Source organism: Celeribacter sp. (assembly GCF_048261515.1).
In the GTDB taxonomy this organism is placed as follows: Bacteria; Pseudomonadota; Alphaproteobacteria; order Rhodobacterales; family Rhodobacteraceae; genus Celeribacter.
Map to the genome: position 1 here is coordinate 665,646 of NZ_JBLXFZ010000001.1, position 20,364 is coordinate 686,009.

Below are 20,364 nucleotides of genomic sequence, written 5' to 3' on the forward strand. Positions count from 1 at the left end.
TGGATCATCAGCGCAGAAGTGGCGACCATGCGGGGTCCGAGGCACCTGCGTTGGTGGGCACACGTTTGAGATTTCGGCCCGAGATATCGACCGTGTAGAGCGCACTTTCGCCGCCTGCCCCTTGGGTCTCGCGCGAGAACATGATGACGCGCCCGTTGGGCGACCATGTCGGTCCCTCATCGAGGAAGGACGCCGTCAGAAGGCGCTCTTCAGAGCCGTCCGTGCGCATCACACCGATGTGGAAGCGGCCATTGGCCTGTTTGGTGAAGGCGATCAGATCACCGCGCGGTGACCATACGGGCGTACCGTAGCGGCCCTGTCCGAAAGAGATGCGCTTCGCCTCACCACCGTTGGCAGGCATGATGTAGAGTTGCTGATTGCCAGAACGGTCACTCTCGAAAACGATCTGCGACCCGTCTGGGGAATAACTCGGCGCGGTTTCAATCGCTGGCGTCGCGGTCAGGCGCGCCGATTGCCCTGTGGCGATGTCCATGCGGTAGAGATCAGTATTCGATCCGCTGGCCACAGAGTAAACGATGGATTTCCCGTCGGGCGAGAAGCGCGGCGCAAAGGTCATGCTCTCGGCGGGAACAGGCAGGGCGCGGCGGGTGACGGTGCCCACGTCGATCATCATGATCTGCGGAAAGCCGCTTTCGTAGGAGGTATAGAGCACGCGGTCGCCCGTTGGCGAGAAGCGCGGCGAGAGCACGATGGTACTTTCGTCGGTGAGGAACTGCACGTTCGCGCCGTCGTAGTCCATGATCGCAAGACGTTTCTTACGGTCGTTTTTCGGCCCTGTCTCGTGGACGAAAACGGTGCGGCTGTCGAAATACGGCCCTTCGCCCGTGATCCGCGAATAGACCACATCGGCCACCTTATGCGCGATACGGCGCCAACTGCGCTCGGATCCACCCAGTTGCAGCCCCTCGCCCAGCGGCACATCGGCGAAGACGTCAAAGACGCGGAACTTGACCGTAAGGTTGCCCGCTCCGTCAGTCGTCACGGCCCCTGTCACCAACCCCTGCGCGTTGATCGCTTTCCAGTCCGCGTAGGACACAGGCGCGTTGAAGGAGGTCACAGGTGCGATGTGCGCGGAGGGCGGGATCTCACGAAAGAGCCCCGTTCCGACCAGATCAGCGGCAATGACATCGGAAATCTGACGCGCCATTTCGGCGGCGTCGGCGGTCTCCGCGATGAAATCTGGAATGGCCAGCGGCACGGGCTCGATCACACCCTGTGTGATGTCGATCTTCAGCGGGCCGGGGTCTTGGGCATGTGCGGGGAGCGCCGCCATCAGGGACAACGCAGCCAGTGCGGCACAGGCGAAAGACGTAAAGCGTGTCATTTGAACCTCATCTGTTCGGGATCGAATGTCATTTCGATATTGCGCCAGTGGTCATATTTTTCCACTGGCAAATTGAAACCGCGCGCACCGCAGCGGAGAATTGCCCGACGGGCGACCTCGAATGCGGCATTGGCGGCAGATTGCGACCCGCCCGAATAACCAAGCAAGTTCAGCGAGCTAGAGACGGGTGTGCCATCGCGATTCATCGCAACGGCAACGGTAATGGTGGTGCGCAGCGCCTCGGAGGAAAGGGCCCCAACGTTCCAGCATTGCGAAACAGCCACACGCAGCGCGTCCCGCTCACCTGCCGAAAGTGGCGGACCAGAGGGCGTTGCAGGAGAGGCCGTTTCGCCCGCGACCTCGGCAGCAAGGGCTGCCGCGGCGGCTGCGGCGGCATTGGCCACGGCATCGGCGGCATCTTCCTGCGGCTCTGCGGGCGCGGATGTCTCGGCCTGTGCCTGCTCACGCGCGGCGGCAGCGCGAGCGGCGAGATTGGCGGGGCGCGCTTGCGGGCGAGGCGAGAACGCCATGCCAGAGGGCGTTTCCGCCTCGGTCACGATCTCGGTGGTGGCCTCCTCGGGCGCGGCGGCGGGCACGTCCTCATCAACGACCTCCGCCGTTTCCGCATCGGGAGAAACATCGGGCGTGGGCGCATCGGCGATTTCGGGTTGCGGCTCGGGCGTGGTAACAGCTTCGGGCGCAATGCGCGGCACCGATTGCGGCGTGGGATCCTGATTGGCGATCTCCGGCAGCCCCGCTCCCGTCTCCTCCGGCGACAACTCGGGATCGGGTTGCGGCTCTGGTGGCGTATCAGTCACCTCCGCTTGCGGCGTCAGAGGGGCGGCTTCGTCGAGGGCGACTTCGGGCTCGGCCTGCTCTGGCTCGCTTGGCGCGGGGGCTTGGTCGGGCTGCGCATCAGGCGTAGGACGGCGCGTTGGTGCGGTCTCGGGCATAGGAACGGGCGCGGTTCGTTCGGGTGCCTGCTCTGCAACCTCGGGCGCGGAATTGGCGCGTGTGAGGGCTGCGAACTCGGCCTCGGAGACCAGTGCAACTTCCTGCACCCCTACGGGCTCACTGTCGTCAGGCGTCAGAAACAGACCGCCCAGAAGCGCGTAGAGGATCAGGCCGAGGTGGCCTGCACCCGAGATATAGTGGCCCGTATTCACAACGCGCCCCTAGTTTCCCGAGCCGTCGAGACGCGGCCCGCCCTGTTCGGTTACAAGGCCGATGTTGCGGAACCCGCCCGCGTTGAGCGCGCCCATGAGTTGCACGACGTGCTCATAGGGAATGGACCCGTCTGCGCGTAGGAAAACCTTGTCATCCGAGCGCTCGGCGGCAATCGCGCGCAGCTTGCCCACGATGTCCTCCAAAGGTTCCTCGTTCGACATCAGCAGAACGCGGCCATCCGCGGTCAGGGTGATGGAGAGCGGCTCCTCCTGCTCCTGCGGAAGCGCGGTTGCCGCGGTCTCGGGCAGCTCCACGGGCACGCCAACGGTCATCATCGGCGCGGCCACCATGAAGATGATCAAAAGCACCAGCATGACGTCCACGAAGGGCGTCACGTTGATCTCGCTCATCGCGGCAGGACGCGAGCGACGGCGACGCCGCCCCGATCCGCCCGATTTCTGAATGACACCTGCGCCCATGGCTCACCCGTCCAGTTCGCGTGACAGGATGGTGGAGAACTCGTCTGCAAAGGCCTCGTATCCGCCAAGGATACGGTCGCTGTCCGCCGAGAGCTTGTTGTAGAAAACCACCGCAGGGATAGCCGCCAAAAGGCCAAGCGCGGTCGCCAGAAGCGCCTCGGCGATACCAGGGGCGACTACGGCAAGGTTGGTCGATTGCGCCAGAGCAATGTCTTCGAAGGCAGTCTTGATCCCCCAAACGGTGCCGAAGAGACCGACGAAAGGCGCGGTCGAGCCGACGGTCGCCAGAAGGGATAGTCCGCTATTCATGTTCTCGGCTTCCTTGGAAATCGCCACATCCATCGAGCGGTCGATCCGCGGATGCGCACCAGGGATCAGGCGTCCGTCCTCACGGTGCGAGCGCCGCCATTCGGTCATGCCCGCAAAAAACACGCGCTCGGGCGCGGATGCGGGGGCGCCGTTCATCTGGTCGTAAAGCTCGTCAAGCGGCTCGCCCGACCAGAAGGCCCGATCAAAAATATCCGCCGACGTCCGCGCTTTACGAAACGCGATGTGCTTCTGGATGATGATCGACCATGACCAGAAGGAGGCCACGATCAGCATCAGCATCACGATCTTCACAATAAATGTTGCGCGCATAAAAAGCGCCAGCAAGGAGAAGTCGATCTCCTGCGCCATCGCAAGGGTCTGTTGTTCCATAACCTGCTCTTCGTTCCGCCTGTCGGCCGCCTGTTGACGGCTCTGTGATTACCGACACGTTTACCTTATCGGTAGCCATCGCGCCAACACTTACCTGTGATCTAGGCGCAAAACGTTGCGAAAACAGCGGTTTTAGTGCAGGTTTCGGCGGATTATTGCTGGCAAACGGGCGGGCTGGCCTGTCTCGGTGAGCGCCACGAGGGTGACTTTCGCGTCAAAAAGCACCTCGCCCGCGCGCGTCACTCGCTGGTTCAACACGATCCGCGCACCCGTCATCGCCTCCAACTCGGTCTCCACCGAAAGATCGTCATCGAAACGTGCGGGCGAGAGATAGTCGGCCTCGACACGCCGCACGGCAAAGACCAGACCCTCCTCGGCCTTGAGCGCGACCTGATCCACACCCATTCCACGCACCCACTCCGTGCGAGCGCGCTCGATGAACTTGAGGTAGTTGGCATAATAGACGATGCCCGCGAGGTCGGTATCCTCGTAATAGACATGAACGGGGAAGGTATGGGTCATGACGCATCTCCCGCGACCAGTCGTGCATAAAGGCGCAACGCATGAGCCTCGTCACGCGCAGCAGCGGGCAGGACGGGATCATAGGCCGCGCGCAAGAGGTTGGCCACGTCAGGGCGCACCACGGTGCCCTCGGGCGCTTCGGCCAGCGGGCTGTCTTGGGTGAACACCGTATCTGACCACAAGAGCATTGCTTGCACCGCTTGGGACAGGGCAATCACATCGGCAGGCACCTTCTGCAACGCCTCGGACATACGCACGAAGGAAAAGCACGCCTTGATCGCGCCCGCGTCGTCAAAGCGGAAGGCGCGGTATTGATGCGCATCACGCTCTTTCAGGGTCGCCACTCGGTTCGCCAGATCTGGGATCATGTCATCCATATGCGGCACGTCGAGCAATTCGTCCCATTCAGACAGGAAGAAGACCATAAGGTTCGCGCCCAGCTCGGCATCCGCCCCTGTGACCTCGTGCCCTGCAATAGCGACACAGGCTTCAATTGCCCCTTTCACGATGGTTAGCGTCTCTTCCTCGACGCCGAAGACCACGGGCGCGATAGCGCGCCCCCAGCGGGCGAACACATAGGAGCCGTCGGAACGGGTGAAAAACGGGGCGATATCTTCGGGTGTCAGATCACTCATGGGTCAGCCTTTTCTTTCCGCCCTCTTTGTGTCGAAAGCGCGCGGCAAGGTCCAGCCCCTCGCGCCAAGTCAGGTGCTCCCTCGTCACTTGCCGAAGAGATCGCCCACACCCTCGTTGGGGCGTTTGGGCGCGTCCAGCCCGAGATGATGCCATGCCTTCTGCCCCAACATCCGCCCGCGCGGGGTGCGTTGCAAAAGGCCCTGTTGCAGCAGGAAGGGTTCGATCACATCCTCGATGGCATCGCGGCTTTCGGACAGGGCTGCGGCCAAAGTCTCAACCCCCACAGGCCCGCCGCCATAGTTCTCCGCGATCATCTTGAGATAGCGGCGATCCGCGCCATCAAGCCCGAGCAGGTCCACACCAAGCCGCGTCAATGCGCCCGCGGCCAAGGGCTGCGTGATGCGCCCGTCGCCTTCCACCACGGCGAAATCCACGACACGGCGCAACAGCCTCCCCGCGATCCGTGGTGTGCCGCGCGCGCGTTTGGCAATCTCGTGCGCCCCGTCGGGATCGGCAGGCACGCCAAGAAGTCGCGCTCCGCGCGTGACGATCTCGTGCAGTTCCTCGACAGTGTAGAACTCCAGCCGCGTTGGAATGCCGAAACGGTCACGCAGGGGGGTGGTCAACAGACCGAGCCGCGTCGTCGCCCCTACCAGCGTGAAGGGCTGCAACTCGATCCGAACGGTGCGCGCGGCAGGCCCCTCGCCGATCACGAGGTCCAGCTCGAAATCTTCCATCGCGGGGTAGAGCACTTCCTCGACCACGGGATTCATGCGGTGGATCTCGTCGATAAAGAGAACGTCCCGCGCCTCCAGATTGGTCAGGATCGCAGCCAAATCACCAGCCTTGGCCAACACGGGACCAGAGGTCATCTTGAAATTCACGCCCAACTCGCGGGCCATAATCTGCGCCAGCGTCGTCTTGCCCAAGCCCGGCGGCCCGTGGAAAAGGACGTGATCCATTGCCTCCTCGCGCTGCTTCGCACTTTCAATGAAGATGCGGAGGTTGGCGCGGGCCTCTTCCTGACCGATGAACTCATTGAGCGCGAGCGGCCGCAAAGCGCGGTCGGCATCGCCATTCTGGCGGTCGGGACGCAATGTCGGGTCGGGGCTGTCGCCCGTATCAGGGAAATCTACCATAGCCCCGCCTTACCCTTTCGGCGCGAGCAAACGCAACGCGGCTTTGATCAGGTCGGAGGTGCTGGCACCCGCCTCGTCCTGCGCGGCCTGCGCTACGGCAGAGGCCGCATCAGCGGGACCATATCCGAGGTTTTGCAGCGCCGAGAGCGCTTCGGCTTCCGCGCTGGCACTGGCTTTCGGCTTGGGCTTGGCCGCTTTCGGCGCGGGGGCTGGCGGCGCGTCCGCTTCGATCACCTCGCCCGCTTCCGCGACGGCCTCGGACAGGGTGCTGCCCATAGCCATCACGGTCGGAGCCTTGTCTTTCAATTCGTTTACGACGCGCTGCGCGATCTTCGGCCCGACCCCAGGTGCGGCCTTGACCGCCGCCCAATCACCAAGCGCAATCGCGCGGCCCGTGGCCTCTGGCCCGAGTGTGCCGAGAATGGCCATAGCGGCCTTCGCCCCGATCCCCTGCACAGAAGTCAGAAGGCGATACCATTCCTTTTCCAGCAACGTGGTGAAGCCGAAGAGTTGCAGGTTGGTTTCCTGCACCAGCATGTCGGTATAGAGCGACACGGGCGCACCTCGTGAGGGCAGCGCCATGCGCGTGCGCTCGGAGACATAGACGATATAGCCCACGCCGCGCACGTCGAGGATTACGTGGTCAGCGCCGATGTGGTCGAGAACACCTGTGAGTTTGCCGATCATGAGGCCGCTTTCTTGAGCGCATCCGCGAGCCGCGACGAGGATTGCGCGTGGTAGGAGTGGGTAATGGCGATGGCGAGCGCATCGACCGCATCGGGCCCCGCCAACGCCACACCAGGCAATTGCAATTTGATCATGTGTTCGACCTGTTGCTTGGCCGCATGACCGACACCGACGACGGTCTTCTTCACCGCGTTCGGCGCATACTCCCCGATGGGCAGACCAGCACGCGCAGGCACCAGAAGCGCCACGGAACGCGCCTGACCAAGCTTGAGGGTCGCCACGGCGTCCTTGTTGACGAAGGTCTGCTCCACGGCGGCGCAATCGGGTTTGTGCGTCTCAAGCACCTGCGTCAATTGGTCGAAGAGTGACAGAAGCCGCGTGGCGAGGTCGTCAGCGGAGGTGGAGCGGCATACGCCATTGGCCACATGGGAAATGCGCGGGCCTGCGACATCAATGATGCCCCACCCCATATTGCGTAACCCCGGGTCGATTCCCATCACACGCATTGAACTGCCCTGCTCTTGTTCTTGGTTGCCAAAGCGTTAGCACGAAACGAGAACATTGACCAAGGGGTTTTCTCCATCCCGCGCCGATCCGTGGCGCAAACGGGACAGATTGCGCTCCTGTTCCACAATGCCCTGCCCCGACATGTGAAAGACCGCACCGAGTGAACGGTGCGGCCTTTGACGTGGGCGCGCGAGACGGGGCGTGGTGGGAAACTGCCCGCGTGACGCGCGATATATTCTTTCGTTAGCGCAAGACGAGCTTGAGCTGCGTCGCCAGCCAGACCGTCGCGCTATCAGCGCTCATGACCCATGCGGCGGCTTTCTCGGCAGAGGTGCCTTCCGCAAGCGTAGCAACGCGCGCATTGTAGTTTCCTGCGCCAATTGTCGCGAGAACCGTCGCCTTGAACAGAAACACACAGGCAATAGCCAGAAAAAGAATGCGCACTGGAAAGCGCACGCTACGACGGCGCGGACGCGCGATGATCAGACCATCGTGGTTAACCGAGTAAATTGCGCCCTTCGCGATCTTACGACGTTTCGCTTCGATCCGCGTCAAGCGCTCCTCAAACTTGTGACTGCCAGCGTAAGCCATCTGTCTTCTCATAAGCCGGCCCCCACCGACGGTGACGAGAATAGGGCGAAATGTGGCAAGAATGGGGCAGACCCCACGCAAACGCCTGATTTTCCCCGATTTTGCGGCCTATCTGGAAAGCGTCAGCGTCGTCCAGTCAACAATCTCGTCGCGATGAAGGAGATTGAACCCGTTGCGTGAATAAACCTCGATCACCTCGTCGGCCTGCGGGTTGAGAATTCCCGACAGAATCGCGAATCCCCCCTTGGCCGTATGGCGCGCCATGTCGGGTGCGAGCGCGATAAGCGGCCCCTTGAGAATGTTGGCGAACACCAGATCATAGGGCGCGTTTTCGGCAAGCGTTTCGTGGTTAAACCCCGCCGCTTCCAGACAGACAACGCGCCCCTCAAGGTCATTGGCCCTCACATTGCTGAGCGCCACATCCACGGCCACCTCGTCGATGTCGGAGGCATAGACCACTTTATCGGAAACTTTCGCCGCAGCCATCGCCAGCACCGCCGTGCCGCAACCGATGTCGGCCACGTTGTCGAGGGCCGCGCCCCCCGTCACCAAGCGATCGAACGCGCGCAGACATCCAAGGGTGGTGCCGTGATGCCCCGTGCCAAAGGCCATCGCTGCCTCGATCAAAAGGCCGATCTTGTCGGCGGGCAGCTTGTCCGCATCATGCGCACCGTAGACGAAGAACTGCCCCGCTTCGACAGGAGCCAGATCGCGGCGCACCTTGGCCACCCAATCGGTTTCGGGCAGCTCGGAGATGACGAAATCATCCGCCCCGTTCGCCTTGGCCAGAAGTGCCAATGCGATCTCGTCGGGCGCTTCGGTGAAATAGGCGCCGACCTCCCAAAGTCCCGACCCGTCCTCAATCTCGAAAACGCCCACGCCTGTGGGTTCGGGGATCAAGGTCTCGAGCGCTTCGCCGAGAGCCTCGGCGGTCGGCTTACCTTTGGTTTTGGTGAAGGCGGTGAAGGTCGGCATTGGGCATCTCCCGAATAAGGTTGTCCCGCCATAGAACGAACCCGCGCTTTTCTCAAGCGCGGGTCGCGGGTCGGCATCCGTCAGTGCAGGTCGGACAGGCCCTAAGCCAGCCCCAGTCCCAGCGGCATCGGACAGGCCACGCCTGTGCCTTTAAGCCCGCAATAGCCGTCGGGATTCTTGTGCAGATATTGCTGATGCTCTTCCTCGGCGAAGTAGAAAGCCCCCGCAGAGTGCAATTCGGTGGTGGTCGGACCGAGACCCTTTTCCTGCAAAAGCGCGTTGTAGGTCTGGTTCGACTGTTCGGCATCTACCTGCTGCAACCCGTTGGTGTAGTAAATGGCGGAGCGGTATTGTGTGCCTTGGTCATTGCCTTGGCGCATCCCTTGGGTCGGGTCGTGCTCTTCCCAGAACATGCGCAGAAGGTCGCTGTAGCTCACCTTGGCGGGATCGTAGACCACGCGCACGGCCTCGGCATGACCCGTCTTGCCAGAACACACTTCCTGATAGGTCGGGTTCGGCGTGTAGCCGCCCGTGTAGCCAGCGGCCGTGTTAACAACCCCATCGACGTTCCAGAAAAGACGCTCCACGCCCCAAAAGCATCCCATTGCGAAAATCGCCTCCTCATGCCCTTCGGCCACAGGCTCCTTGAGCGGACATCCGAACACGGCATGGGTCTGCGCAGTCGGGATCGGATCGGGGCGACCATCAAGGGCCTCGTCAGGGGTGGGCAGGGTCAGTTTCTTATTCAGAAGGCCAAACATGGCGTCCTCCCGTTCTTATGTGCGTTGCGTTTGTTTCTGCGCGTTTGGCACGAGTATGTATCGCGAGGACCGCATTGGCCAAGACACAATATTGCGCGAGGGCTGTGAACGCCGCATTTCACTCGGCAGCGGCGGGTGCAGAACGTGCGAAAATCCACTCGTAGCCCTTTTCGGGATGGCGCGGGATCAGGAGCGCCAGCAACAAGGACACCATCGCCATCGCCGCAGCGAGGACAAAGACCCCGCCAGGGGATGTGACCCAAAGGTAGCCAAGCGCGGCAGGCAGAAAGACAGCCGCGATATGGTTAATGGTAAAGGCCACGGCGGCGGTCGGCGCGATGTCCTCGGGGTCCGCGATCTTCTGGAAGTAGGTTTTGAGTGCGAAGGCCAGACCAAAGAGCATGTGGTCGATCACGTAGAGCACGGCAGCCAGCACAACACCCCAACCGAGCCAGTAGATCCCGCCATACATCAAGAACACGATGATCAGCCCCGCATACTCAAGGACCAGCACAAGCCGCTCCCCCCGCCGCGCGACGAGTTTGCCCATAAGCGGCGCGATCACCATGTTGACGACGAAGTTTATGAGGAAGAGCGCCGTGACTTCATGCACGTCGAAACCGAACTTTTCCACCATCATAAAGGCGGCAAAGACCACGAAAATCTGACGCCGCGCGCCTGCCATGAATTGAAGCGCGTAGTAGAGGCTGTAGCGGCGTTTGAGGACGATGGAGCGTTTTTGCGGATTGGGTGCCTTGAACTGCGGATAGGCGATCATGGCGAAGATGGCGACCAACGCGGTGAAGCCCCCGCCGACGAGATAGACCAACCCGTAGGACAATTCGAACGCCCGCCATGTCAGCACGAGCGAACCATAGGCAATAAGCGATGCGGCGCTGCCCGCCGCCATAAGACGCCCGATCACAATAGGCGCGCGCTCTTTCGACAGCCACTGGAGCTGGAGCGACTGGTTGACGGTCTCGAAGTAGTGAAAGCCGATGGAGGACAGCATGGTGACGACGAGGATACCGCCGAAAGACGGAAAATAGGCAGTAATCGCGGTTGCCGCGCCGAGCAAAAGGAGCGCGACCAGCCCCAACACCTGCTCGCGGATGAAGAGCAGCAGGGCAATCACGCCAACCGCAAGAAAACCCGGAATCTCGCGCACCGTGTGCAGCCAGCCAATCTCTACCCCTGTGAACCCCGCCATCTCGATGACGAAGTTGTTGAGCAGCGCCGACCACGTGTTAAACGCAATCGGCATCGCGAAAGCCATAAGGTAGAGCAGGCTTTCGGGCCTGCGCCACATCGGCAATTCGGAGGCATGGGAGATGGGGAATAATGCGCGTTTCATGCCCGCGCTTTAGCTTGCTTTGATCCGCTTGCCTAGCAGTTTGCGCTGCACAGCCCCTGCTCGTCCGCGCACGCCACGAGCGTGCGCTCTATGCGGGCCAGACCCACACATTCGAAATTGTGCAACTGTGTGATCCAGATCAAGGCACCCCGTCGCCTCCGAGCCTAGGCATTCGTGACACGTTTCGTGCGCGGGGAGGACGGGCCCATGGACATACTCGGCATTGTCGAAAGCATCGGCGAGACGCCCTCGGCGGCGCTCTTCGGCGTGATCACGGGCATCATCTTCGGCATCTCGGCACAGCGATCCAACTTCTGCCTGCGCGCGGCGACGGTCGAATTTGCTCACGGGCAACTGGGCAAGAAGGTCGCCGTCTGGGCGCTTACTTTCTCCACCGCCGTGGTCTGGGTTCAGGCGGCACAGATGCTGGGCCTCTTCCGCGCAACGGATGCACGCATTATGGCCGTTCCAGGTTCGTGGTCGGGCGCGATCATTGGCGGCTTGATGTTCGGCGCAGGCATGATCCTTGCGCGCGGATGTTCGGGGCGTCTGCTTGTGCTGGCCTCGACGGGCAATCTGCGCTCGGTGATCTCTGGCCTAATCTTCGCCGTGACCGCACAGATGAGCCTCAAGGGCATCCTCGCCCCCACTCGCGACAAGCTCGCGGCGCTTTGGATCACGCCCGGCGGCGAGAACATCAACCTCCTGACCGCGTTTCACCTGCCCGATGAGGCAGGCCTGTTCGTCGGCCTCGCCTGCGCCATCGCCGCACTCTATCTGGCAGCAAAAAACAGGATCGGACCAAAGATATGGGTCTTCGCCTCAGGCGTCGGCTTCGCCGTTGCCGTGGGTTGGGTGCTCACGTGGTCGCTTGCACAGGTTGCCTTCGACCCCGTGCCCGTGACATCGGCGACCTTCTCTGGCCCGTCAGCCAATACGCTCATGTTCTTCCTCGACCGCAACGCCGTACTCGAATTCGACGTGGGGCTGGTGCCCGGGGTCGTGATCGGCGCATTTGCCTCTGCCATGTGGTCAGGCGAATTCAAATGGCAGGCTTTCGATAGCGTGCCCGTCATGCGCCGCTCGATCATCGGCGCGGTCCTTATGGGGTTTGGCGCCATGCTCGCGGGCGGTTGCGCCATTGGAGCGGGTGTCACGGGCGGATCGGTTTTCGCCGCAACCGCGTGGCTTGCGCTGTTTTGCATGTGGATCGGCGGGATCGTCACCACCCATCTGCTTGATCGCGGCGCGCCGCTTCCTGCAACGGCGTGAAGCGTGTTAGGCTTGTCGGAACCGAGGAGCCTCATATGTCCGAGAAGATCGCCGTTCAGAACATCAACACGCCCGACAAGACCACCAACGTCGATGCAGCAAAATACACGGCGATGAAGGATGCCATGCTTGCCGTGATCCCGACAGGCGACGCGGGCCTCACCGCCGCACAGATCAAGGACGCGGTCAAACCGCTCCTGCCTGACGCGCTCTTCCCGCAAGGGGCAACCTCAGGGTGGTGGGTCAAATGCGTGCAACTGGACCTAGAGGCGAAGGGCATCTTGCAACGTCACAAAACCAAACCGCTGACCTTTTCGAAGACCTGAACGGCGACCTTATGGCTCACCAAAAGCTCTGGGGATCAATGTCGATCTGGAGACGCACCGCGCCTGGCAACTTGATCTGCCCAACCCATGCCGAGATGGCGCCCTGAAGCGGGGCCGTTTTCTCAGCCTTGATCAACAGCCGCACGCGATGACGTCCGCGCACGCGGGCAATTGGCGCGGGCGCGGGGCCAAAGAGTTGCGCGCCGATCTGCGTCAGGGGGGCTTTGCGCCGCGCCAACGCATTGGCCACATCCATCACCTGCGCAAGGTCCGGCCCCGACAGGATGATCCCCGCCATACGACCGTAGGGCGGCACGCCCGCCGCCTTGCGCTCAGCGGCTTCGGCCCGCCAGAACCCTTCCTCGTCACCCGACAGGATCGCGCGGATCACGGGGTGTTCGGGCTGGTAGGTCTGGAGCAGGGCCGTGCCCTTCTTCTCCGCCCGCCCCGCGCGCCCCGCGACCTGACGCATCAACTGGAACGTCCGCTCGGCCGCACGCAGGTCGGAACCTTGCAGCCCCAAATCCGCGTCAATCACCCCCACGAGCGTGAGGTTGGGGAAGTTGTGTCCCTTGGCCACCAGCTGCGTGCCGATCACGATCTCCGTGTCGCCCTGCGCAATCTCATTGATCGCCTCCTTGAGCGCACGTGCCGAGCCGAAGAGGTCCGACGACAGCACCGCCAGCTTCGCCTCGGGAAACCTTTCGCGCACCTCCTCGGCCAATCGCTCGACCCCTGGTCCCACGGGCGCAAGCCGCCCCTCGACCTGACAGGACGGACAGGCGTCAGGCATGGGTTTGGTCTCGCCACACTGATGGCACATCAGGCGCTTGAGAAAACGGTGCTCCACCATCCGCGCATCGCAATGGTCACAGGCGATCTGATACCCGCAGGCGCGGCAGATCGTGACGGGCGCATAACCGCGACGGTTGAGGAACAAAAGCGACTGTTCTCCCCGTTCGATCCGTTTCTCGACCGCCTTCGCCAGCCCCTCGGAAATGAACCGCGTCGCGGGCAACCGCTCCTCGCGCATGTCGAGCGCATGCATGTCGGGCATCACAGCGGGACCGAAACGGCTTTCCAGATCGAGCCGCCGATACTTGCCCGCCTCCACATTCGCCCATGTCTCAAGGCTCGGCGTGGCCGACGCCAGTATCACGGCAGCGGAACACAGAGACGCCCGCATCACCGCCATGTCACGCGCCGAATAGAGCACCCCGTCCTCCTGCTTGTAGGACTGGTCATGCTCCTCATCGACGACGATCAATCCGAGGTTCTGGAACGGCAGGTAAAGCGCGGATCGCGCACCGATCACCATCTGCGCCCCGCCCTCGCCCACCATCTTCCACACGCGGCGGCGCTCGGTCATGGTTACGCCCGAATGCCACTCGGCAGGTTTCGCACCGAAACGCTGCTCCACGCGGGTGAGAAACTCTGCCGTGAGCGCAATCTCGGGCAGAAGCACCAATGCCTGCCGCCCCTTGGCGAGACATTCGGCCACGGCCTCCAGATAAACTTCGGTCTTTCCCGATCCCGTCACGCCCTTGAGCAAGGTGGTCGAATAGGCCTCCGCCGCCACCGCCTCGCGCAGCGTGGTTGAGACCTGCGCCTGCGCATCCGTCAATTCCTTGCCCGCGCGGGTGGGATCGAGACGCGGATAGGGCAGATCGCGGGGCGCTTCCTCCTCGCGCACCACACCCATCGGCACCAGTCCCTTGACGACAGAGGTGCCAACCCCCGCCTGCTCGGCCAGTTCCTTGAGGGTAAAGGCCAGCCCGCCGTATTCCTCCAACACCTCGATCACGCGCCCACGCGCCTCGGTCTCGCGCGTGGGACGGCCCTCCCCCCGACGGTAGATCTTGCGCTTGGAAGGTGGGGTCATCAGCCCCGGCGCGCGGGTGGCCAGGCGCAGCATTGATGACATGGGCGTCACCGTATAGGCCGCCACACGCTCCAGAAAGACGCGCATCTCCTCGCGCATCGGGGCAACGTCCAGCACCTCGGAAATGGCACGCGCTTTCGACAGGTCAAACGCGCCGCGCCCCGCGCCCCAGACACAGCCCAACACTTTGCGCGGCCCAAGCGGCACGGCAACAAAAGCACCCGTCTCGACACCCCCTTCGGGCGCCTTGTAGTCAAGGCTGCGGTCAATGGGTTCACAGGTCAGAACCGCCACCAAGCTGCCTTCGGGGAAAAACTGCGTCTCGCTCATACCCTTGTGATAGTGCCTCCCGCCCTGTTGTAAAAGCGGTTCTCGTGAGCGTGTCTCCGTCAGGCGGGAAACCATTTGGTATACCCCCTTCCGCCAATGCCCGACTTAGATTATGTCTAGCGCAAACACTGGCGACAGAAGGACCCCAGACATGAAATTTTTTGTCGATACCGCAGATATTGATGCCATTCGCGAACTCAACGACATGGGCTTTGTTGATGGCGTGACCACCAACCCCTCCCTGATCAAGAAGTCGGGCCGCGACATTCTCGAAGTGATCAAGGAAATCTGTGACCTTGTGGACGGTCCTGTTTCAGGCGAAGTCGTCGCCACGGATTACGAAGGCATGATCGCCGAGGGCAACAAGCTAGCCGAGATCTCCGACCAGATCGCAATCAAAGTGCCGCTGACCATCGACGGGCTGAAAGCCTGCAAAACCTTCTCCGAGGAAGGAAAAATGGTCAACGTGACGCTTTGCTTCTCCGCGAACCAAGCGCTTCTGGCCGCAAAAGCGGGTGCCACGTTCATCTCGCCCTTCATCGGCCGCCTTGATGATCTGAACCTCGACGGCATGGACCTGATCGAAGACATCCGCACGATCTACGACAACTACGGCTTCGACACGCAAATCCTCGCCGCCTCCATCCGTTCGGCCAACCACATGTCCGATGCCGCCAAGATCGGCGCCGACGTGGCAACCGCACCGCCCGCCGTGATCAAGGCGATGGCAAACCACGTGCTGACCGACAAGGGTCTGGCGCAGTTCGTGCAGGACGCCAAGGACGCGGACATCAAGATCGTCTGATCTGCCGAACCAAACGACCATCACCCCCGTGCCGCGCCCAACCGCCGCGCGGGGGTTTTCTTTTGCGCGACGGGTTTTCGCGCCACAGCGCCCCCTTTCACGCTCCCCGCCTCGTGAAACCATTGATCCCGCACGGCGTTTTCGGCCATAGTGGGTTCAACAGACCGGAAAACCGGCGTTCACAGAGCAGTTGAGAGCAGAATGACGTCCCAGTTCCCCAAAGCGATCTCGCCGCTCGGCGAGGATTTTCGTGAGAAGATCATCTCCGATCCAGACCTGATTCTGGACGACCTCGACGTGATGCGCGCGCTCGTATCTGCCAATGAGTCCGCCACGGCAGAGAACGTGGTCGATCTGCGCGGCATGGCTATGGACCGCCTTGAACATCGCCTCGACCGCCTTGAGGACACGCATCGCGGTGTGATCGCCGCCGCCTACGAGAACCTTGCGGGCACCAACCAGATCCACCGCGCCGTTCTCTGCCTGCTCGAAGCGCGCACCTTCCCCGAATTTCTCACACGCCTGTCAAAAGACGTGGCCGATATCCTGCGTGTCGATACGATCAAACTTCTGCTGGAAACCCGCGTCGAGGACGAAAGCGCCGCGCTGAACCGTTTGGGCAATGTCATTGTCACCGCCGAACCCGATTTCGCACGCACCTACGTGACCTTCGGACGCAACATCCCCGCGCGGACTGTCACCCTGCGACAGGTCACACCCGAAACCGACCTGATCTATGGCGAACACTCCGACGACATCCGCTCGGAAGCCTGCATGATGCTCGACCTCGGCGAAGGGCGCCTGCCCGCGCTGATGCTGTTCGGCTCCGAAGACCCGCATCAGTTCCGTCCTGCGCAGGGCACCGACCTCCTGACCTTCTTCGCGGGCGCGTTCGAGCGCATGATGCGCCACTGGCTGCAATGAGCCTTGCGCCGACAGAGGGGCTGCGGGCCGCTTTAGGCGACTGGCTCTCCCATGCCGCCGCACTCAACGGGGTATCGGAAAACACCATCTCGGCCTATTCCAATGACGTCTCTGGCTGGCTCGCCTTTCTGGGCCGCCACCACGGCGAAGGCTTCGGCATCGCGCGGATCGGCACGCTTACGATCTCGGACATGCGCGCCTGGATGGCACACGAGCGCGGGCGCGGCGTCTCGGCCCGCTCGCTGGCCCGTTCCCTTTCGGCGGTCAAGAGCTTCACCCGTTGGCTTGCCGAGCGCGAAGGGTTCGACCCGACCGCGATCCTCGCCACCCGTGCGCCCAAGTATCAACGCAAACTCCCCCGCCCGCTCGCGGCGGACGCAGCAAAGGAAATGATCTCCACGGTCGCCGACCAGCACGAAGACCAGTGGATCGCCGCTCGCGACAGTGCCGTTCTGACCCTTCTCTACGGTTGCGGATTGCGGATCTCGGAAGCGCTCTCTCTCACGGGGGCGGATGCCCCGCTGGCACAGGTAATCCGCATCACTGGCAAGGGCGGCAAGGAACGTGTCGTCCCCGTCCTGCCCGCCGCACGCCGCGCGGTCGACGCCTATACCGAGCTTTGCCCCTATGACCTCACCCCCGAGCGCCCGCTCTTTCGCGGGGCGCGTGGCGGGGCGCTCAACAGACGCCTGATCGCCAAAGTGACCGAGGCCGCGCGGATGCAATTGGGCCTCCCCGCGACCGTCACGCCGCACGCCATGCGCCACTCCTTTGCCACCCACCTGCTCAATGCGGGCGGTGATCTGCGCGCGATCCAGGAATTGCTCGGCCACGCCTCCCTGTCCACGACCCAAGCCTATACCGCCGTGGACGCAACGCGGCTTCTGGAAGTCTACGACGCCGCACACCCCCGCGCGCGGGAAAGCTGACCCAAAAGAAAAGGGCGCACCGAAATGCGCCCTTCACCTGTTTTCAAATACCCAGCCAGCGACAGATCAGCCAAGCGCCTCGTCGCAACGTCCACAGACACCCGCATGCGAATGCATTCCGACATCAGGCAGGATTTTCCAACAACGCTGACATTTCTCGCCCGCGGCCTTCTCGAACACGACAGCCACGCCATCGGTCTCAGGCAGGCGGAATGCCTCGGCAGGGGCAGGATCGCCCGTCACCGAGATCGCGGAGGTGATGCACAGATCGTCGAAATCGACAGTCGAAAGCACATCGCGCGTCGCCGCGTCCTCGACGTGAACAACAGGCGCGGCTTCCAAGGACGCTCCGATCACCTTCTCCCGACGCTGGATTTCCAGCGCGGCGGTGACGACACGGCGGGTCTTGCGGATCGCGGCCCATTTCTCGGCCAGCGCCTCGTCCTTCCAGTCCGCAGGGGTCTCGACGAAATCCTCAAGGTGCACGGAGGCATCATCGCCGCCGAAACGCTCCAGCCAGACCTCTTCCATCGTGAACACGAGGATCGGCGCAAGCCAGCGGGTCAGGCGGTGGTAGAGGATATCAAGCACGGTGCGCGCGGCGCGGCGGCGCGCGGTGTCGCCATCACAATAAAGCGCATCCTTGCGGATATCGAAGTAGAAGGCCGAAAGGTCCACGGTCGCGAAGTTGAACACGGCCTGCCAGACACCCGCGAAGTCGAAGGTTTTATAGCCCTCGCGCACCTGCTCATCGAGTTCCGCCAAACGATGCAGAACCCAGCGTTCCAACTCGGGCATATCCGCAGGCTCGACCCGATCCGCCTCAGTGAAGTCGTTAAGCGAGCCAAGCATGAACCGCATGGTGTTGCGCAGGCGGCGGTAGCTGTCAGCCACACCTTTCAGGATTTCAGGCCCGATGCGCTGGTCGGCGGTGTAATCGGCCTGCGCCACCCAAAGGCGGGCGATATCGGCGCCATACTGCTTGACGATCTGCTCGGGCACGATGGTGTTGCCCAGAGACTTGGACATCTTCATGCCCTTCTCGTCGAGGGTAAACCCGTGAGTCACGACATTCTTATAGGGCGCACGGCCCTTGGTGCCACATGCCTGCAACAGCGAGGAATGGAACCAGCCGCGGTGTTGGTCGGTGCCTTCGAGATAGACATCGGCGATCCCGTCGGGCGCCCCGTCCTCACGGTCGCGTAGAACGAAGGCATGGGTGGAACCAGAGTCGAACCACACGTCGAGCACGTCAAAGACCTGCTCGTAGTCGTCAGGGTTCACAATGCCGTCTAGAACCTTTTCCTTGAACCCGTCCTCATACCAGACATCCGCGCCATTCTCTTCGAAAGCGGCCTTGATACGGACATTCACCTCCACGTTGCGCAGCAGGAAATCGTCGTCGGTCGGCAGCGCACCTTTCTTGGTGAAGCAGGTGAGCGGCACGCCCCACGCGCGTTGACGCGACAGCACCCAGTCGGGGCGCGTCTCGATCATCGAATAAAGGCGGTTGCGGCCTTTCGGCGGCGTCCATTTCACCAACTCGTCGATGGAGCGCAGCGCACGTTCGCGGATCGTGTCGCCATAGGTGCCCATCCCATCGTCGAGCTTCTTGTCCACAGCGGCAAACCATTGCGGCGTGTTGCGGAAGATGACGGGAGCTTTGGAGCGCCACGAATGCGGATAGGAGTGGGTCACACGACCACGCGCGATGATCCCGCCCGCGTCCACGAGCTTGGCGATCACTGCGGTGTTGGCCTTGCCCTCTTTGCCCTTGCGGTCGATGACGGTGAGACCCGCGAAGAAGGGCACATGGGGAAGGAATTCGCTTTCCTCACCCACGTTATGCGTCATGCGGTCGATCCAGTTGCGCTTGACGAAGCACTCGTAGTCGTCGGCACCGTGGCTCGGCGCGGTGTGGACAAAACCCGTCCCCGCGTCATCGGTCACATGGTCGCCGTCGATCATCGGCACATCGTAGTCCCAGAAGCCGTCCGCACCCTCAAGACCCGCAAACGGGTGGGCAAGGGTCAGAGCGCCAAGCTCGTCAGCAGTGACATCGCGCACACGGGTGAATTCGGTCACGCGGGATTTTCCAAGCGCGTCCTCGGCCAGAGTGTCGGCAAAGACGTAAAGATCGCCCGCCTTGGTCCAGCTTTCCTCCTCGGTCGCGTCAACACGGTAAAGCCCGTAGTTGATGCTCGGATTGTAAGCGACAGCCTTGTTGCTCGGGATCGTCCACGGGGTCGTGGTCCAGATCACGATGCGCGCGCTCAACAGGTCGGTGTCGATGCAGGCTTCCTTCTCGGGGAAGTCATCGGCGAACTTGACCGCGAAGGGCACCCAGATCGTGTGCGACTTGTGATCGTGATATTCAATCTCCGCCTCGGCCAGCGCGGTTTTCTCCACCGGAGACCACATCACAGGCTTGGAGCCTTGATAGAGCGTTCCGTTCATCAGGAACTTCATGAACTCGTCGGCGATCACTGCCTCGGCGTGATAGTCCATCGTCAGGTAGGGATCGGCCCAGTTGCCCGTGATGCCCAGTCGCTTGAACTCGGCGCGTTGGATATCAACCCATTCGTCAGCAAAGGCACGGCATTCGCGGCGGAAGTCGATGACGGGCACGTCATCCTTGTTCTTGCCCTTGGCGCGATACTGCTCTTCGATCTTCCATTCGATCGGCAGGCCGTGACAATCCCAGCCTGGCACATAGCGCGCGTCAAACCCCATCATCTGATGGCTGCGCACGATGATGTCCTTGATCGTCTTGTTGAGCGCGTGACCGATGTGGAGATGACCGTTGGCGTAGGGAGGGCCGTCATGCAGCACGAAGGGCGGGCGATCTCCCGCCTCGGCGCGCAGCTTGTCATAGACGCCGATCCTCTCCCAACGGGCGAGCCAGTCGGGTTCGCGCTTGGGCAGTCCCGCGCGCATCGGGAAGTCGGTTTTGGGCAGGTTCAACGTGTCTTTATAGTCGGGTGCGGTCGTCTCGGAACACATGGATGTCGGTCCTTCGCGGGGGGAATTCTGT

General features: G+C 62.3%; 20 protein-coding genes. 5 read left to right on the forward strand and 15 right to left on the reverse strand.

Annotated elements, in window-relative coordinates; genetic code table 11:
- Nucleotides 1–7: 7 nt before the first annotated feature.
- The 13 genes from tolB to ACN0SC_RS03385 all read right to left on the reverse strand — a co-directional run bounded on the left by tolB (nucleotide 8) and on the right by ACN0SC_RS03385 (nucleotide 10,862).
- Nucleotides 8–1,345, reverse strand: coding sequence for a Tol-Pal system beta propeller repeat protein TolB (tolB, locus tag ACN0SC_RS03325; protein WP_417248231.1), 1,338 nt, complete (start codon nucleotides 1,343–1,345; stop codon nucleotides 8–10).
- Nucleotides 1,342–2,511, reverse strand: a complete 1,170-nt coding sequence (locus tag ACN0SC_RS03330; RefSeq protein ID WP_417248232.1) for an energy transducer TonB — start codon at nucleotides 2,509–2,511, stop codon at nucleotides 1,342–1,344. The genes tolB and ACN0SC_RS03330 overlap by 4 nt, the downstream gene beginning before the upstream one ends.
- 9 nt (nucleotides 2,512–2,520) lie before the next feature.
- A complete protein-coding gene (tolR, locus tag ACN0SC_RS03335; RefSeq protein ID WP_417248233.1) occupies nucleotides 2,521–2,991 on the reverse strand; it encodes a protein TolR in 471 nt (156 codons plus the stop codon).
- 3 nt (nucleotides 2,992–2,994) lie between these two features.
- Nucleotides 2,995–3,690 (reverse strand): protein TolQ, encoded by a 696-nt coding sequence (tolQ, locus tag ACN0SC_RS03340; protein WP_417248234.1) that lies wholly within the window; start codon nucleotides 3,688–3,690, stop codon nucleotides 2,995–2,997.
- Nucleotides 3,691–3,822: 132 nt separating this feature from the next.
- Entirely contained in the window at nucleotides 3,823–4,212 is a 390-nt protein-coding gene (gene ybgC, locus ACN0SC_RS03345; RefSeq protein WP_417248235.1) for a tol-pal system-associated acyl-CoA thioesterase, read from the reverse strand.
- Nucleotides 4,209–4,847, reverse strand: a complete 639-nt coding sequence (locus ACN0SC_RS03350; protein WP_417248236.1) for a hypothetical protein — start codon at nucleotides 4,845–4,847, stop codon at nucleotides 4,209–4,211. Before ACN0SC_RS03350 ends, ybgC begins: the two co-directional genes overlap by 4 nt.
- An 84-nt stretch (nucleotides 4,848–4,931) precedes the next feature.
- Nucleotides 4,932–5,987, reverse strand: a complete 1,056-nt coding sequence (gene ruvB / locus ACN0SC_RS03355) for a Holliday junction branch migration DNA helicase RuvB (RefSeq protein WP_417248237.1) — start codon at nucleotides 5,985–5,987, stop codon at nucleotides 4,932–4,934.
- Nucleotides 5,988–5,996: 9 nt separating this feature from the next.
- Nucleotides 5,997–6,674, reverse strand: a complete 678-nt coding sequence (gene ruvA / locus ACN0SC_RS03360) for a Holliday junction branch migration protein RuvA (protein ID WP_417248238.1) — start codon at nucleotides 6,672–6,674, stop codon at nucleotides 5,997–5,999.
- On the reverse strand, nucleotides 6,671–7,180 hold the full coding sequence (ruvC, locus tag ACN0SC_RS03365) for a crossover junction endodeoxyribonuclease RuvC (RefSeq protein WP_417248239.1): 510 nt from the start codon (nucleotides 7,178–7,180) through the stop codon (nucleotides 6,671–6,673). The genes ruvA and ruvC overlap by 4 nt, the downstream gene beginning before the upstream one ends.
- A 244-nt stretch (nucleotides 7,181–7,424) precedes the next feature.
- Nucleotides 7,425–7,772 carry a hypothetical protein gene (locus ACN0SC_RS03370; RefSeq protein WP_417248240.1) on the reverse strand — a complete coding sequence of 116 codons (348 nt, stop codon included), beginning with the start codon at nucleotides 7,770–7,772 and terminating at the stop codon, nucleotides 7,425–7,427.
- A 108-nt stretch (nucleotides 7,773–7,880) separates the two neighbouring features.
- Nucleotides 7,881–8,747 (reverse strand): 50S ribosomal protein L11 methyltransferase, encoded by an 867-nt coding sequence (locus ACN0SC_RS03375; protein ID WP_417248241.1) that lies wholly within the window; start codon nucleotides 8,745–8,747, stop codon nucleotides 7,881–7,883.
- Between the two features lie 101 nt (nucleotides 8,748–8,848).
- A complete protein-coding gene (gene msrA / locus ACN0SC_RS03380) occupies nucleotides 8,849–9,508 on the reverse strand; it encodes a peptide-methionine (S)-S-oxide reductase MsrA (RefSeq protein WP_417248242.1) in 660 nt (219 codons plus the stop codon).
- A 118-nt stretch (nucleotides 9,509–9,626) separates the two neighbouring features.
- A complete protein-coding gene (locus ACN0SC_RS03385) occupies nucleotides 9,627–10,862 on the reverse strand; it encodes an MFS transporter (protein WP_417248243.1) in 1,236 nt (411 codons plus the stop codon).
- A gap of 207 nt (nucleotides 10,863–11,069) precedes the next feature.
- Here ACN0SC_RS03385 and ACN0SC_RS03390 point away from each other — a divergent pair, with 207 nt between their 5' ends.
- Together ACN0SC_RS03390 and ACN0SC_RS03395 are read left to right on the forward strand one after the other, a co-directional pair.
- Entirely contained in the window at nucleotides 11,070–12,134 is a 1,065-nt protein-coding gene (locus ACN0SC_RS03390; protein ID WP_417248244.1) for a YeeE/YedE family protein, read from the forward strand.
- 35 nt (nucleotides 12,135–12,169) lie between these two features.
- The gene (locus tag ACN0SC_RS03395) at nucleotides 12,170–12,460 is read left to right on the forward strand and encodes a DUF6958 family protein (protein WP_417248245.1); all 291 of its coding nucleotides are present in this window, start codon (nucleotides 12,170–12,172) and stop codon (nucleotides 12,458–12,460) included.
- A gap of 16 nt (nucleotides 12,461–12,476) precedes the next feature.
- Here the strand turns inward: ACN0SC_RS03395 and ACN0SC_RS03400 are convergent, their stop codons facing one another.
- Nucleotides 12,477–14,672, reverse strand: coding sequence for a primosomal protein N' (locus tag ACN0SC_RS03400; RefSeq protein WP_417248550.1), 2,196 nt, complete (start codon nucleotides 14,670–14,672; stop codon nucleotides 12,477–12,479).
- A 151-nt stretch (nucleotides 14,673–14,823) separates the two neighbouring features.
- Here ACN0SC_RS03400 and fsa point away from each other — a divergent pair, with 151 nt between their 5' ends.
- The 3 genes from fsa (at nucleotide 14,824) to ACN0SC_RS03415 (ending at nucleotide 17,330) form a co-directional block, all read left to right on the forward strand.
- Entirely contained in the window at nucleotides 14,824–15,477 is a 654-nt protein-coding gene (fsa, locus tag ACN0SC_RS03405) for a fructose-6-phosphate aldolase (RefSeq protein ID WP_417248246.1), read from the forward strand.
- A gap of 201 nt (nucleotides 15,478–15,678) precedes the next feature.
- Nucleotides 15,679–16,401, forward strand: a complete 723-nt coding sequence (locus ACN0SC_RS03410) for a DUF484 family protein (RefSeq protein ID WP_417248247.1) — start codon at nucleotides 15,679–15,681, stop codon at nucleotides 16,399–16,401.
- Nucleotides 16,398–17,330, forward strand: a complete 933-nt coding sequence (locus ACN0SC_RS03415) for a tyrosine recombinase XerC (RefSeq protein ID WP_417248248.1) — start codon at nucleotides 16,398–16,400, stop codon at nucleotides 17,328–17,330. The genes ACN0SC_RS03410 and ACN0SC_RS03415 overlap by 4 nt, the downstream gene beginning before the upstream one ends.
- A 66-nt stretch (nucleotides 17,331–17,396) precedes the next feature.
- On the opposite strand, the gene ileS is transcribed toward ACN0SC_RS03415, so the two are convergent.
- A complete protein-coding gene (gene ileS / locus ACN0SC_RS03420; protein ID WP_417248249.1) occupies nucleotides 17,397–20,333 on the reverse strand; it encodes an isoleucine--tRNA ligase in 2,937 nt (978 codons plus the stop codon).
- Nucleotides 20,334–20,364: the final 31 nt, after the last annotated feature.